Below are 14839 nucleotides of genomic sequence, written 5' to 3'. Positions count from 1 at the left end.
GTTCTCATTTTGATGGAATCGCTCTGCTTCTTCACCCCCCTCTGGCCTGCCGGCCAGAGGGGGGTATCATGGCGCCAACGCTTTGCAGCTGATATCCGCCACTCACACCGCGGCCTGCCGTCCGTCGATTCCCGATTTCGCGAAGAGATCGGCGATCCAGTCGACGAAGGCCCGGACCTTACTGCTCAAATGCCGATTCGGCGGAAAGACGACGAAGAGCGGCATGGGATCCCGGTTCCAGTCGGCAAGGACCGGCCGCAGCGTGCCGTCGAGAAAGGGCTTGCGGGTCATGAGGTGCGGCGCCTGGATGACGCCCATTCCCGCCTCGCCGGCGGCGACATAGCTGATCGCCTCGTTGGCGGCGATGATATAGCGCCCGTTCACCTCCAGCCGCTCGCCATCCCGCTCGAAGAAGAAGGGCAGTTGCTGGCCGGTCTGCGCGCGGAAATAGGCGACGGTATAGTGATCCTGCTCAAGATCGCGCGGATGGCTCGGCTCTCCGAATTTCTCGACATAGGAGGGAGCCGCACAGGTGACGAAACTCATTTCCGCGATGCGCCTGGCGATCAGCGACTGATCGGAGATCGTCCCTCCGCGGATCGCGCAATCGACATTCTCCGCCAGAATATCGATAGGTCGGTCGGATACGCCGAGATCAATGCGGATATCCGGAAAGCGCGCGTGGAAATCCCACAACGCGGGAATAACGATGAGATTTGCCAGCGCGCCCGACATCTCCACCCGCACCCGCCCCTGCGGCAGCGCCTGCGACGTGGTCAGGCTGCTGTCCAGCTCTTCGAGATCGGCGAGTAGCCGAAGTGCGCGATCATAATAAAGCGCGCCTTCATGGGTCACCAGCACACGGCGCGTCGTCCGGTTCAGGAGCTTGGTGCGCAAATGCGCCTCCAGGCCCTGGATCAGCTTGGTGACGGTCGCCTTCGGCATGCCGAGCGATTCCGAGGCGCGCGAGAAATTACCGGCTTCCACGACCCGGATAAATGCGCGCATCGCGGCGAGCTGATCCATCCATCCATCCTTCCTTCCGGCATTCAGAAAATATCGTGATTGTTCACACACAGAAACAGTGTTGTGACTCAATTGGGACTTTTTACGGCGAAAAACAATACCATCTTAGGGCCACATTGTGCTCTGCAGCATTGCTCCTGACAAAATGCTGTCAGGAGGCCTGTGCGATAGAGAACCCAACAATATGTCTCTGCGGCCGCCATGGATGACGGCTCCAGAGACGGAGATCGAATATTATGGGAACGGTCTGGACAGAGGAGATGCTGGATAGCAATGCCGGTCCCGTGCCTGTGCGCATCTATCGCGGCGACACCCTTGTGAAGGCGCCGCCCCTGGTGCTGCATCTGCATGGCGGCGCGTTTCTCGGCGGCTCGCCCGCCTGCGGGCAATTGATTGCGACGCTGCTTGCCGAGGCCGGCGCGGTCGTGGTGGCGGCGGACTATTCCAACGCGGCCAAGGAGCCTTTCCCCGCGGCGCTCAAGTTCACTTACGAACTGCTGGGAGCCTTGTGCAAGGGACGTGGCGAACTGGCGAGCAAGAAATCCCCGCTCTTCGTCGCCGGCGAAGAGGCAGGAGGCAATCTCGCCGCCGGGCTGGCGCTGAAGGCGCGCGATGTGCATCTGGGCGGACTGCAGGGACAAATCCTGCTTTCCCCGATGCTGGATCCGAGCACGGCGACCGGTTCGTTCCGCAAGGCGGAAGCGGGAATGGGCAACTGCCAGTGGGCCGATGGCTGGAACCATTATCTCGGCTTCGCCAGCACGGCCTGCCACCCCTACGCGGCCCCGAGCTACTGCATGCGCCTTTCAGGCGTCGCCCCGGCGCTGGTGGTGACGGCGGAAGACGACCCGATGCGCGACGAGAGCGTAAACTATGCACGGCGCCTCAGAGAGGCAGGTGTCATGGTTCATGAACATATATTGGCCGGGAAAACCGGGTGGCCGGGTGCCTACAGCAGATGTGCGGCCCCCCGGCCGGATTGGGGGGGAGCCGTCCGCGGCTTTTTCACTGAGTTCTTCCAGGAAACCGGAGCCCTGCTCCACTGAACCAGATTTTCGCACTGCACCGGCGTTAAGAGCGCCATACGGAGAGACTGCTATGAAGTCGTTTGCCCCTCGCCGGCTCCTTTGGGGTGCCGGTCTCATCCTTGCTGCATCGGTTGCCGGTACAGCGCTCTACACCAATATGCCCGGCGGCGCCCAGGCGGAGACAAGCGCTGCCGCGCCTGCCGCCCCCCCGGCGGTACCGGTATCGGTCGCGACGGTCGAATCGCGCGACGTCACCATCTGGCAGGAATTTTCCGGCCGTCTCGAAGCGGTCGACCGCGTCGAGGTGCGTTCCCGCGTCGCCGGAGCCATCCAGTCGGTTCATTTCCGCGAAGGCGCCCTGGTCAAGAAGGGCGACCTGCTCGTCACCATAGATCCGGCACCTTTCGAGGCGGCGGTGGCGCGCGCGGAAGCCCAGGTCGAAGCCGCCCAGGCACGGGTGGAACTGACGAAACTCGAACTGGAGCGCGGGCGCAGGCTCGTCGCGTCCCGCACCGTTTCGCAAAGCGACCTCGACCAGCGCCTCAGCGCATCGCACGAGGCGGAAGCGAGCCTCAGATCAGCGGAAGCCGCGCTCCAGTCGGCACGCCTCGACCTCGGCTACACCGAGGTGCGAGCGCCGATCGACGGCCGCGCCGGCAGGATCGAGATCACATCAGGCAATCTGGTGGCGGCAGGATCGGGTTCGCCTGTTCTGACGACGCTCGTCTCGGTCGATCCGATCTATGCGAGCTTCGACGTGAACGAGGAACTGGTCGCCAAAGCACTTGCCGAGCTCCCGGCGACCAAGAACGGCGCGCCGGCCGTTGAGCGGATCCCGGTGCGCATCGGCACGTCGGGCAATGCAGCCGCACCTATCGAGGGGCATCTGCAGCTCATCAACAACGAGGTCGATACAGCAAGCGGGACGGTGCGCGTCCGCGCGGTGCTCGACAATGCAGGCGGACGGCTGATCCCCGGCCAGTTCGCCCGCATCGAGATGGGCGAGCCCCGCCCCGAACGCCATCTGATGATCAGCGAGCGGGCGATCGGCACCGACCAGGACAAGAAATTCGTCCTCGTCGTCGATCCCGAGAACAAGCTCGCCTATCGAGAGGTGACGCTTGGCGCAGCGACCGGGGGCCTGCGCATCGTCGAAAGCGGGCTGGAGCCCGGCGAACGCATCGTCGTCAACGGATTGCAGCGGGTGCGCGCCGGCGCGGTGGTCGACCCGCAGGCGGTCGCCATGGCGCCGGAAGAACAGGCGCTGGCCACCGCGCAACGCTAAAGATAACCGGGCAGCGCCCGGGTTCTGATTTCGAATGACCTTGGTTCGCGACGGGAGACGTTCTCCCGTCGCAAGCCCTTTCTAACTTCAAAATCACACTCCCAGAGGGACGTGACATGAACATATCGCGATTTTTTGTTGACCGTCCCGTCTTTGCCGGCGTGCTGTCGGTCCTGATCCTGGTGGCCGGTCTTCTCGGCCTCCGCGCCCTGCCGATCTCGGAATATCCCGAAGTCGTGCCGCCATCCGTCGTGGTGCGGGCGCAATATCCCGGCGCCAATCCGCGCGTCATCGCCGAAACAGTGGCGACACCGATCGAGGAAGCCATCAACGGCGTTGAGGACATGCTTTACATGTCGAGCCAAGGCACCACGGACGGCGTGATGACGCTGACGGTGACCTTCAAGCTCGGCACCGATCCCGACAAGGCGCAGCAGCTCGTGCAGAACCGCGTCAGCCAGGCCGAGCCTCGCCTGCCGGAAGAGGTGCGGCGTCTCGGCGTCACCACGGTGAAGAGCTCGCCAAACCTGACCATGGTGGTGCATCTGCTTTCGCCGAACGACCGCTATGATATTACTTACCTGCGCAATTACGCGGTGCTGAACGTAAAGGACAGGCTGGCACGGATCAACGGCGTCGGTCAGGTGCAGATTTTCGGCGGTGGCGACTATTCCATGCGGATATGGCTCGACCCGCAGAAGGTGGCGGAGCGGGGTCTTTCAGCCAGTGACGCGGTGCAGGCGGTGCGTGAGCAGAACATCCAGGCGGCGGCCGGGATCATCGGCGCCTCGCCGAGCGTACCAGGCCTCGACTTCCAGCTTTCGGTCAATGCGCAGGGGCGGCTGAGATCCGTCGAGGATTTCGGCAATATCATCATCAAAACAGGCGCCAATGGCGAGATCACGCGGCTGCGCGATGTTGCCCGCCTCGAGCTTGGCTCTTCCGAATATTCGCTACGCTCGCTGCTCGACAACAAGCAGGCGGTGGGGATAGGCATCTTCCAGGCGCCGAATTCCAATGCCATCCAGATATCGGACGATATCCGCAAGGTGATGGACGAAGTGCAGCAGACCATGCCGGAAGGCGTGAAGTACGAAATCGCCTATGACACGACGCAGTTCGTCCGCGCCTCCATCGACGCTGTCGTTCACACGCTGCTCGAAGCCGTTGCGCTGGTGGTGCTCGTCGTCATCCTGTTTCTGCAGACATGGCGCGCCTCGATCATCCCGCTGGTCGCCGTTCCCGTCTCCATCATCGGCACCTTCGCGGTGATGTATGTCTTCGGCTTCTCCATCAACGCACTCAGCCTCTTCGGTCTGGTGCTCGCCATCGGTATCGTCGTCGATGACGCCATCGTGGTGGTGGAGAACGTGGAGCGAAACATTGAGGAAGGCCTCAGCCCACGCGACGCGACCTATCGCGCGATGCGCGAGGTTTCCGGCCCGATCATCGCGATTGCGCTGGTGCTTGTCGCGGTGTTCGTGCCGCTCGCCTTCATCTCGGGGCTAACTGGGCAGTTCTATCGCCAGTTCGCACTGACGATTGCAATCTCCACGGTCATCTCGGCCTTCAACTCGCTTACGCTTTCCCCGGCGCTGGCGGCAATGCTGCTGCGGGGCCACGATACACCCAAGGACTGGCTCACCCGCATCATGGACGGCCTGTTCGGCTGGTTCTTCCGTGGCTTCAACCGTGCGTTCGGCGCCAGCTCCAACGCCTATAGCGGCAGCATCCGGCGCATTCTCTCGCGCAAGACGATCATCATGGGGCTTTATCTGGTTCTTGTTGGCCTCACCTTCGTCATGTTCAACAAGGTCCCCGGCGGCTTCGTGCCGGGACAGGACAAGCAGTATCTCGTCGGCTTTGCGCAATTGCCCGACGGGGCGACGCTCGACCGCACGGACGCAGTCATCCGGAAAATGAGTGACATTGCCCGCCAGCAGCCCGGCGTGGAGACAACCCTCGGCTTCCCGGGCCTGTCGATCAACGGCTTCACCAACTCATCGAATGCGGGCATCGTATTCGTCATGCTGAAGCCGTTCGAGGAGCGCAAGACGCCGGAGCTTTCCGGCAACGCCATCGCCATGCAGCTCAACCAGAAATTCGCCGGCATCCAGGATGCGTTCATCGCCATGTTCCCACCCCCGCCGGTGATGGGCTTGGGCCAGATCGGCGGCTTCAAGCTGCAGATCGAGGATCGCAACGGTCTCGGCTACGAGGCGCTGGACCAGGCGACCAAGGCGTTCCTGGCCAAGGCTTACGCCGCGCCGGAACTAGCCGGGCTGTTCTCCAGCTATCAGATCAACGTGCCGCAACTCTATGCCGATATAGACAGGGCCAAGGCGCATCAGCTGGGTGTCGCGGTCACGGATGTGTTCGACACGCTGCAGATCTATCTGGGCTCGCTCTATGTGAACGACTTCAACCAGTTCGGCCGGACCTATTCGGTCAGGATGCAGGCCGATGCGCCCTATCGCGCACGTCCTGAAGACATCGGCAAGCTGAAGGTCCGCTCGCAATCGGGCGAAATGATCCCGCTTTCGGTGCTGCTCAACGTCCAGCCGAGTGCAGGACCGGAACGGGCGATCCGTTATAACGGCTTCCTCTCGGCCGATGTCAATGGCGGGCCGGCGCCGGGCTATTCTTCCGGCCAGGCGCAGGCAGTCGTAGAGCAGATCGCGGCCGAAACCCTGCCGCCCGGCATCAGCTATGAATGGACGGACCTTACCTATCAGCAGATCATAGCCGGCAATTCTGGCATCATCATCTTCCCGCTGGCACTGCTCCTGGTGTTCCTGGTGCTGGCAGCGCAATATGAAAGCCTGGCCCTGCCGATCGCCATCATCATGATCGTGCCGATGGGCATTCTGGCGGCGCTGACCGGCGTGTGGCTCAGCCATGGCGACAACAACATCTTCACCCAGATCGGGTTGATCGTGCTGGTCGGCCTCTCGGCGAAGAACGCCATCCTGATCGTGGAATTCGCGCGCGAGCTCGAATTCGCCGGATTGTCGCCGAAGGATGCGGCTGTGGAGGCGAGCCGTCTGCGCCTGCGCCCGATCCTGATGACCTCGATGGCGTTCATCATGGGCGTGGTGCCGCTGGTACTCTCCACTGGCGCGGGCGCCGAAATGCGCCAGGCCATGGGCATCGCGGTCTTCGCCGGCATGATCGGGGTCACCGCCTTCGGCATCTTCCTGACGCCGGTCTTCTACGTGGTCCTGCGCAGACTGACTGGAAATAAGCCGCTGAAGCATACCGGCGAAGGGACGATCCCGGTGCCGCCGGAAGGTACGGCCCACACGCCGGCCACGCAAGCGCACTGAACAAAGGCGCATTGAGCAACAGAACCCCGCGGATGGCACCATCCGCGGGGTTCTTTCTTGTTGGCTTCAAATCAGGATATAGATCGGCTCCATTCATCCAAACCGGGGGACGGCGAGCCATGAGCGAAAACACAATCGAGACTATCATCCGTCCGGCTGATGTGGATGACGAGAATTCCTGGCGCTTCCTGTTTGCCGCCTATAACGCGTTCTACCGGGCGAGCGTCGCTGAACCGGTGGTCGCCAGCACCTGGAAGCGCATTCTCGATCCCCAATCCGATGTGAAGGCGCTCGTCGCCGAACGCGGCGGCGAGGTCATCGGTTTCGCCAATTATCTCTTTCACGCTTCGACCTGGAGCGACCGTCCGAACTGCTATCTGGAAGATCTGTTCGTCGATCCGGCGGCGCGCGGCGGCGGGGCCGCCCGCAAGCTCATCGAAGGCGTCGAGGACGCGGCGCGGGCGCGAAATGCCTTCCGGATCTATTGGCACACGCAGGAATATAACGCCCCTGCCCGCTCGCTCTACGACACGATCACGCCGCGCTCGTCGTTCATCGTCTACCGCAAACCGCTGTGAGCGTCAGACAGCCGCTTTATTTCTTCAGCTTGTAGACCTGCTCGTCGGTCGGGAAGGCACGGGTGCGGACATCTTCCGCATAAGCCTTCACCGCATCCTCTATCGCGGCGGCGACGGCGCCATACTGCTTGACGAATTTCGGCGTGCGCGGGTTCAGGCCCAGCATGTCCTCCAGCACCAGGATCTGGCCGTCGCATTCCTTCGACGCGCCGATGCCGATGGTCGGAATGGCGACCTCGCGGCTGATCTCGGCGGCGAGCGGCTCGACGATGCCCTCAAGCACCACCGCGAAGGCCCCCGCCTCCGCCACGGCCTCAGCATCCCCTTTGATCACCGGCCAGTGCGCGGGATCGCGGCCTTGCGTCTTGAAGCCGCCCAGAATATTGACCGACTGCGGCGTCAGCCCGATATGCGCCATGACAGGGATGCCGCGCTCGGTCAGGAAGCGGATCGTCTCGGCCATGCGCGCACCGCCTTCGAGCTTCACCGCGCCGCAGGCCGTTTCCTTCATGATGCGGGCGGCATTGCGGAAGGCTTCCGACGGGCTTTCCTCATAGGTGCCGAACGGCATATCGACCACGATCAGCGCGCGTTTCGAGCCGCGGACGACAGCGCGGCCATGCACCATCATCATCTCCAGCGTGACGCCGATGGTGGAATCCATGCCGTGCATGACCATGCCCAGGCTGTCGCCGACCAGCATGAAATCCGCGTAGGCGTCGACGATCGCCGCCGTGTGGGCGTGATAGGCGGTCAGCGACACGATAGGCCTGCCGCCCTTCATCGCGCGGATATCCGGCGCGGTGATCCTGCGGGTGACGATTTCCTGGCTCATGTTCTTTTCCAGTGAGATAGTGAGGTAGGGAATAGTGAGATAGTAATCTGAACGCTTCGATATCTCACCAACCTATTACCCTTTGATCGATCAATCGTACCTTGCCGAAGCGCACGGTTAACAGCACGACCACAGGATTCTGGAATTTTCCGGTGATTTTTGCCAGATCCGCCGCGTCGCGGATATCCACTGCCTCGACCAGCCCGCGCGGCTCGGACTCCAGCACCTTCAGGATCGCCTTGCGGAGAGCCGACGCGGAGCGCTCGCCTTGCACGGCCAGGGCTTCGGCCTTGTCCAATGCCCTCGACAGCACCGGCGCCGCCTTGCGGTCTTCCGGCCTCAAAAGGGCATTGCGCGAGGAGCAGGCAAGGCCATCTTCTTCCCGCACGGTCGGTACGCCGACGATTTCAACCGGAATGTCAAGATCGGCCACCATGCGGCGGATGATGGCGAGCTGCTGGTAATCCTTCTCGCCGAAAAAGGCGCGATCGGGCTGGACGATATTGAAAAGCTTGGTGACAACCGTCGTCACGCCCCGGAAATGGCCGGGGCGGATGCGGCCGATCAGGATGCGCGAGAGAAGCGTCGTCTCGACGATGGTTTCGGCGCCGGGGCGGTAGATCTCCGCCGCCGTCGGGGTGAAGACATAATCGACGCCCTCGGCCTCGAGCAGCTTCAGATCGCGGTCGAGATCACGCGGATAGGTGGCCAGATCCTCGTTCGGGCCGAACTGCGTCGGGTTGACGAAGATCGACGTGACCGTCACGTCGCAGGTTTTTCGGGACTGGCGCACCAGCGTCATGTGGCCGATATGGAGATAGCCCATGGTCGGCACCAGGCCGATGGTTCGCCCCTTCCGCCGCTCGTCTTTCAGCGCGGCGCGCAAGTCCGCAATGGTGGAAATGACTTTCATGGGCTGATCCTCAGAACGCTGGTGGGACAGCGCGCCCTCTCTCCTCCTGAACTTATCGAAGGACAGCATCTCTCCTGCCCTCCCGTTGTCATCCTCGGGCTTGACCCGAGTATCCATGACTGAGGAGCATAGACATTCCCACTGCAACGGCGCATTCCAGTGAACGGGAAGCGATCAATATCCCGCCTTGATGATCTATAATCCCGTTGCGAATGGTAGCACTGCTTACGCCCTGTTGCCGTGGATCCTCGGGTCAAGCCCGAGGATGACGACAGAAAAGGGAAATTCCCAGCAATTCGGAGGGGAGTGCCTGGTAGCAGCGTTTTCATTTCTACCTGAACCGTTTACTCGATTTTGATATCCAACCCGACATCAAGCGTCGGCGCCGCCATGGTGATTTTCGAGGTCGAGATATAATCGACGCCGGTTTCCGCCACGGCTTTGATAGTGTCGAACGAGATGTTGCCGGAGGCTTCGAGCTTCGCCCGCCCGGCATTGATTTTCACGGCTTTTTCAAGAAGTTCCGGGGCCATGTTGTCAAGGAGAATCACATCGGCGCCGACCGACAGCGCTTCCTCCATCTGGGCGATGCTGTCCACCTCGACCTCGATCTTGACCAGATGCCCCGCATAGGCGCGCGCCGCCTCAATGGCCCGGACAACGCCGCCTGCAACCGCGATGTGGTTGTCCTTGATCAGAATCGCATCATCGAGCCCGAAGCGGTGATTGGCGCCGCCGCCGCAGCGCACCGCATATTTGGCGAAGGCGCGCATCCCTGGCACGGTCTTGCGCGTATCGCAGACCTTCGCATGGGTATGGGCGATCAGATCGGCGAATTTCGCGGTATAGGTGGCTATGCCGCTCAAATACATCAGGAAATTCAGCGCCACGCGCTCGGCGGAAAGGATGGCGCGGGCATTGCCCATGATACGGGCGATCGGCTGACCGGGCTCCACTCTCCCGCCCTCGCGGATGAGCGGAATGAATACAGTCGTCGGATGGATCAGCGTGAACGCGGCTTCGGCCAGGGGAAGCCCCGCCACCACGCCGGCTTCGCGGCTGGCCAGCACCGCCTCGGCTCGCGCATTTTCGTCAATGGTCGCATAAGTGGTGATATCGCCGGCGCGGCCCAGATCCTCGGCGAGCGCGGCGCGCACCGCCTCCTCCACCATCAGGCGCGGCAGGACGGGCGGATTGGCTTTGGCTGTCATCAGGCGAATTCCAGATATTGATGCGCCAGCCGGTCGGCTTCGGCAAGGGTGAGCGTGGAACGGCGCTGCCATTCGGGCCTGGCATCCGGAAAATCGGTGCGGAAATGCCCGCCCCGGCTCTCCTCGCGCCTGAGCGCACTGATGGCGACGAGCTTTGCCGCGGTCAGCGTATTGGCGAAGGCGGCGTTGCGGTTTGCCTGTTCAAGGCCGAGGATCACGCGCAGCCCCTCCTCCATGCCGGCGCGGTCGCGGATAACGCCGAACCGCGCGCTCATGGTTTCGCGAAGGCGGGTCATGGCGTCCGGATTGATCGCCTGATTAAAATGAACACTCCCTTCTGCCCGGCAGGGCAGAGGGGGGTTATCTTTCCGAGACTCAATATCCACCGCCACCCGCGCGGAGAAGACCACCGCTTCAAGCAGCGAGTTGGAGGCAAGGCGGTTGGCGCCATGCGCACCGGTGGAGGCGGCCTCGCCGCAGGCCCAGAGCCCTTCGAGCGAAGTGCGGCCATCGGCGTCGGTGAGCACCCCGCCCATGAAATAATGCGCTGCCGGGATGACCGGGATCGGCTCCGTCACCGGGTCTATGCCGGCTTCGCGGCAATAGCCATAGACGGTAGGGAACTCCTCCGGAAAGCTCCTGCCTATTGCCTGGGTAGCATCAAGCCAGGCGCCGCGACCCGCCATCACCTCGGCGAAGATGCCGCGCGCCACCACATCGCGCGGCGCCATCTCGCCTGCCGGATCAATGGCAAGCATGAAGCGTTCGCCCTTGTTGTTGATCAGCGTGGCACCGTGGCCGCGCAGTGCTTCGGTGGCGAGCGGCGCCGGATCCTTGCCGACATTGAGGGCCGTCGGGTGGAACTGCACGAACTCCATATCGGCCATCATGGCTCCCGCCCGCGCGGCCATGCCGACGCCCCCACCCCGCGCCTCGGGCGGATTGGTCGTCACCTCGTAGAGATGGCCGATGCCGCCGGAGGCGAGCACCACGGCGCGGGCCGGCAGATGGATGCGTTTGTCACTATCACGATCACGCGCGACAATGCCGGAAACCCGGCCGTCTTCCATCGCGATTTCCTCGGCGACGAGGCCCTCCAGCACGCGGATCGACGGCGTGCGCCGCACCGCATCCACCAAAGCCTGCATGATGGCCCGGCCGGCCATATCGCCGCGCACCCGCACGATGCGGCTTTGCGAATGCGCCGCCTCGCGCGAGACCTGCAGCCGGCCGTCGAGATCACGGTCGAAGGGCACGCCATAAGCCAGAAGATCATGAACGCAGTCGGCGGCTTCCGATGCCATCAGCCGGGCGATCTTCTCGTCGACGATCCCGTCGCCCGCAGCAATCGTGTCCGCCACATGCTGCTCGACCGTATCGCCCTCGGAGACGGCGGCGGCGATGCCCGCCTGCGCCCAGGCCGACGACGCGCCGCGGCCGATCGGCGCGGCGGCGATGACGGTGACGGGACGCGGCGCCAGCTTCAGCGCGCAGAACAGGCCGGCGAGCCCGCCGCCGACGATGATGATGTCGTTAATGGCCATGGGCGGGTCGCGCTATTTGGATATGTTGCGCTCGATGAATACCCCCCTCTGCCCTGCCGGGCATCTCCCCCTCCCTCCCGCTCGTCATCCTCGGGCTTGACCCGAGCATCCACGACCAGAGGAGCACTGACGTTCCGGCAGGATCGATGCATTCCAGCAAGCGCGAACAGGATAGTCGTCTTGATATTTTACGATCCTGTCGCGGATGAGAAAATCGTTTCCGCCCCCTTGCCGTGGATCCTCGGGTCAAGCCCGAGGATGACGAAGAAAGGAGAGGGAGATGGCCGGCAGGCCAGAGGGGGGCGAGACGCGCACTGACGTTCATCATTATCCCCTCAATTTCGCAAATTCACCATCCGCTCCACCGCCAGCCGCGCGCGCTCGGCGACGGCGGGGTCGACATGGATCTCCTCGCGCATGAAGACGAGGCTTTCCAAAATCTTCGGCAGCGTAATGCGCTTCATGTGTGGACAGAGATTGCAGGGCTTGATGAACTCAACGCCCGGCGCTTCCGTTTCGATGTTCGACGCCATAGAGCATTCGGTGACGAGCAGCACCTTGGGCGGACGGTTCTTCCTGACATAATCGATCATACCGCTGGTCGAGCCGGCGAAATCGGAGACGGCGACCACCTCCGGCGGGCATTCGGGATGGGCGATGATCTGGATCGACGGGTCGGCTTCCCTGTAGGCCGTCAGTTCCTCCGCCGTGAAGCGCTCATGCACCTCGCAATGGCCCTTCCAGGTCAGCACCTTCACCTTGGTCTGCGCGGCGACGTTCTGCGCCAGGAACTCGTCGGGAATGCACAGCACGCGGTCGACGCCGAAGCTTTCGACCACCTCAACCGCATTGGCGGAAGTGCAGCAGATGTCGCTCTCCGCCTTCACCTCGGCAGATGTATTCACATAAGTAACGATGGGTACGCCCGGATAGGTCTCGCGCAGCAGGCGCACATCCGCGCCTGTTATCGACTCGGCCAGCGAACAGCCCGCCTTCATGTCGGGGATCAGCACCGTCTTATCCAGGTTGAGCAGCTTCGAGGTCTCGGCCATGAAATGCACGCCGCACTGGACGATGATTTCGGCATCGACCTTGGTCGCCTCGCGGGCGAGCTGCAGCGAATCCCCGACGATATCGGCCACGCAGTGGAAAATATCCGGCGTCTGGTAGTTATGCGCCAGGATGACAGCGCCCCGCTCCTTCTTCAGCCGGTTGATCGCGGCGATATAGGGCGCATAAACAGGCCATTCGATGCGCGGGATGTGATGCGATACACGCTCGTAGAGATGCTCGGTCTCGCGCGCCACATCAGCCGTGAAATCGAGCGAGGGCATTTCCATGACGCCGAACCGCTCGGCGGCGCTCTTTCCCGCTGCCGATACCGCGCGGACTGCTGCTGCGTTGGTCGTCATGTCCTGCCCTCCCGGCATTTATACTCATATTGAGCATATATCGAACCAAAAGAAAAACGGCGATGCCGTCCGGCAAAGACATAAGGCTATCTTCCGCCCGCTGCAAGCCGCACTGTCATAAAAGTTTCGTGTGGCCCGGCCGCATTTGTTTTCCAGCGGCACTGCTGAGGCATGGATCCCAGTGCTTGTCACTGGGATGCCTCAACCTTTCCACCTCAACTACAGTTCGGAAATGAGTTCACGACGCTTTCTTAAAATAGAACAAATCAAATCCCGTGAATGATTGTTCAAACCAATTCGTTTGTATGATGTGTCGGATCAGCTAAATTGACGTTTCCACGATAATCTAGGATTCCCGACATGGCCCATTCGCCCGCCACGAAGCAGAATGCCTTGCCCTGGCTCATCATCATCTCCGGCTGCCTGATCGCGCTTCTGACCTTCGGGCCGCGATCGGCCATGGGCATATTCCAGCTGCCGATGCTGACTGAAAAGGGCTGGGACCGCACGACTTTCGGCCTGGCGATGGCCTTGCAGAATTTGTTCTGGGGCGCCGGCCAGCCCTTCTTCGGCGCGATCGCCGACAAATACGGCACCTGGCGGGTGCTGCTGCTCTCGGCACTCCTCTATGCGAGCGGGCTTCTCCTGATGGCTCACGCGGATGCGCCCATCTGGCTTCATATCGGCGGCGGCATCCTCGTCGGTCTTGGTATTGCCGCGGGTTCGTTCGGCATCGTGCTGTCGGCCTTCGCGCGCAATGTTTCGGCGGAAAGGCGCACCTTCGTCTTCGGCCTCGGCACGGCAGCGGGTTCGGCGGGCATGTTCGTCTTCGCGCCGATCAGCCTGAGCCTGATCGAACGCTTCGGCTGGTCGGATGCGCTGGTCTATATGGGCATCGCTATGCTGGTGATCCCGCTTCTGGCGATCCCACTGCGCGGCAATTCATCGAGCGGACGTGTCGCCCAAGATACCTACAAGCAATCGATCGGCGCGGCGCTGCGCGAGGCGCTAGGCCACAAGAGCTATCTGCTGCTCACCTCCGGCTTCTTCGTCTGCGGCTTCCAGGTGGCGTTCATCACCGCGCATTTTCCGGCCTATATCGCCGATATTGGCATTGAGCCGCAATATGCCGTCTGGGGGCTGGCGCTGATCGGCTTCTTCAACATCATCGGCTCACTTGCCTCAGGGGTCATCAGCCAGCGCACCTCCAAGCCGATCTTCCTGGCGCTCCTCTATCTGGCGCGCTCCGTGCTGGTCACGGCCTTCCTGCTCCTGCCGCAATCCGGCACATCGGTGCTGATCTTCTCCGGTCTGATGGGCCTGCTCTGGCTTTCCACCGTGCCGCCTACCAACGCGCTGGTCGCCATCATGTTCGGCACGCGCTATCTCGGCATGCTGGGCGGCATCGTCTTCTTCTCGCACCAGATCGGCTCGTTCCTCGGCGTCTGGCTCGGCGGCTATCTCTACGACCGTTTCGGCTCCTATGATCCGGTCTGGTGGTTCGGCGTGATGCTTGGCCTCTTCGCGGCCGTGGTGCACTGGCCGATCCGCGAACATGCGGTGGAGAGGCCGGCGTTGCAACCGGCGGAGTGAGCGTTATTAGGGACCGGTTTTGGTGGGATCGCCCCCACCCTCACGGTCGTCATTCTCTGGCTTGTCCCGAGAATCTGCCATAAGGAAA

11 protein-coding genes are annotated in these 14839 nt (G+C 62.4%); 5 read left to right on the top strand and 6 right to left on the bottom strand.

Annotation, left to right across the window (positions count from 1 at the left end; all coding sequences use genetic code 11):
• Window positions 1-102: 102 nt before the first annotated feature.
• Window positions 103-1026 carry a LysR family transcriptional regulator gene (locus ATN84_RS07925; RefSeq protein ID WP_068881099.1) on the bottom strand — a complete coding sequence of 308 codons (924 nt, stop codon included), beginning with the start codon at window positions 1024-1026 and terminating at the stop codon, window positions 103-105.
• Between the two features lie 236 nt (window positions 1027-1262).
• On the opposite strand from ATN84_RS07925, the gene ATN84_RS07920 reads away from it, so the two are divergent.
• The 4 genes from ATN84_RS07920 (at window position 1263) to ATN84_RS07905 (ending at window position 7243) form a co-directional block, all read left to right on the top strand.
• Window positions 1263-2072, top strand: a complete 810-nt coding sequence (locus ATN84_RS07920; RefSeq protein WP_068881098.1) for an alpha/beta hydrolase fold domain-containing protein — start codon at window positions 1263-1265, stop codon at window positions 2070-2072.
• Between the two features lie 52 nt (window positions 2073-2124).
• On the top strand, window positions 2125-3339 hold the full coding sequence (locus tag ATN84_RS07915; RefSeq protein WP_068881097.1) for an efflux RND transporter periplasmic adaptor subunit: 1215 nt from the start codon (window positions 2125-2127) through the stop codon (window positions 3337-3339).
• A gap of 116 nt (window positions 3340-3455) precedes the next feature.
• Entirely contained in the window at window positions 3456-6665 is a 3210-nt protein-coding gene (locus tag ATN84_RS07910; protein WP_082766165.1) for an efflux RND transporter permease subunit, read from the top strand.
• 119 nt (window positions 6666-6784) lie between these two features.
• Window positions 6785-7243, top strand: a complete 459-nt coding sequence (locus tag ATN84_RS07905; protein WP_068881096.1) for a GNAT family N-acetyltransferase — start codon at window positions 6785-6787, stop codon at window positions 7241-7243.
• 16 nt (window positions 7244-7259) lie between these two features.
• On the opposite strand, the gene panB is transcribed toward ATN84_RS07905, so the two are convergent.
• The 5 genes from panB to nadA form a co-directional block, all read right to left on the bottom strand.
• Entirely contained in the window at window positions 7260-8078 is an 819-nt protein-coding gene (panB, locus tag ATN84_RS07900) for a 3-methyl-2-oxobutanoate hydroxymethyltransferase (protein WP_068881095.1), read from the bottom strand.
• A gap of 64 nt (window positions 8079-8142) precedes the next feature.
• The gene (gene panC, locus ATN84_RS07895; protein ID WP_068881094.1) at window positions 8143-8991 is read right to left on the bottom strand and encodes a pantoate--beta-alanine ligase; all 849 of its coding nucleotides are present in this window, start codon (window positions 8989-8991) and stop codon (window positions 8143-8145) included.
• Window positions 8992-9335: 344 nt separating this feature from the next.
• A complete protein-coding gene (gene nadC / locus ATN84_RS07890) occupies window positions 9336-10202 on the bottom strand; it encodes a carboxylating nicotinate-nucleotide diphosphorylase (protein ID WP_068881093.1) in 867 nt (288 codons plus the stop codon).
• On the bottom strand, window positions 10202-11746 hold the full coding sequence (locus tag ATN84_RS07885) for an L-aspartate oxidase (protein ID WP_068881092.1): 1545 nt from the start codon (window positions 11744-11746) through the stop codon (window positions 10202-10204). Before ATN84_RS07885 ends, nadC begins: the two co-directional genes overlap by 1 nt.
• A 335-nt stretch (window positions 11747-12081) precedes the next feature.
• Window positions 12082-13158, bottom strand: coding sequence for a quinolinate synthase NadA (gene nadA / locus ATN84_RS07880; RefSeq protein WP_068881091.1), 1077 nt, complete (start codon window positions 13156-13158; stop codon window positions 12082-12084).
• 360 nt (window positions 13159-13518) lie between these two features.
• Here nadA and ATN84_RS07875 point away from each other — a divergent pair, with 360 nt between their 5' ends.
• Window positions 13519-14751: an MFS transporter gene (locus tag ATN84_RS07875; RefSeq protein WP_068881090.1), complete on the top strand. Its 1233-nt coding sequence runs from the start codon at window positions 13519-13521 to the stop codon at window positions 14749-14751.
• Window positions 14752-14839 lie beyond the last annotated feature (88 nt).

This window comes from Paramesorhizobium deserti (assembly GCF_001558695.1).
GTDB classification, from domain to species: Bacteria; Pseudomonadota; Alphaproteobacteria; order Rhizobiales; family Rhizobiaceae; genus Paramesorhizobium; species Paramesorhizobium deserti.
The sequence above is the reverse complement of the archived record's forward strand: the minus strand, read 5'-3'. Positions and strand labels throughout refer to the sequence as shown.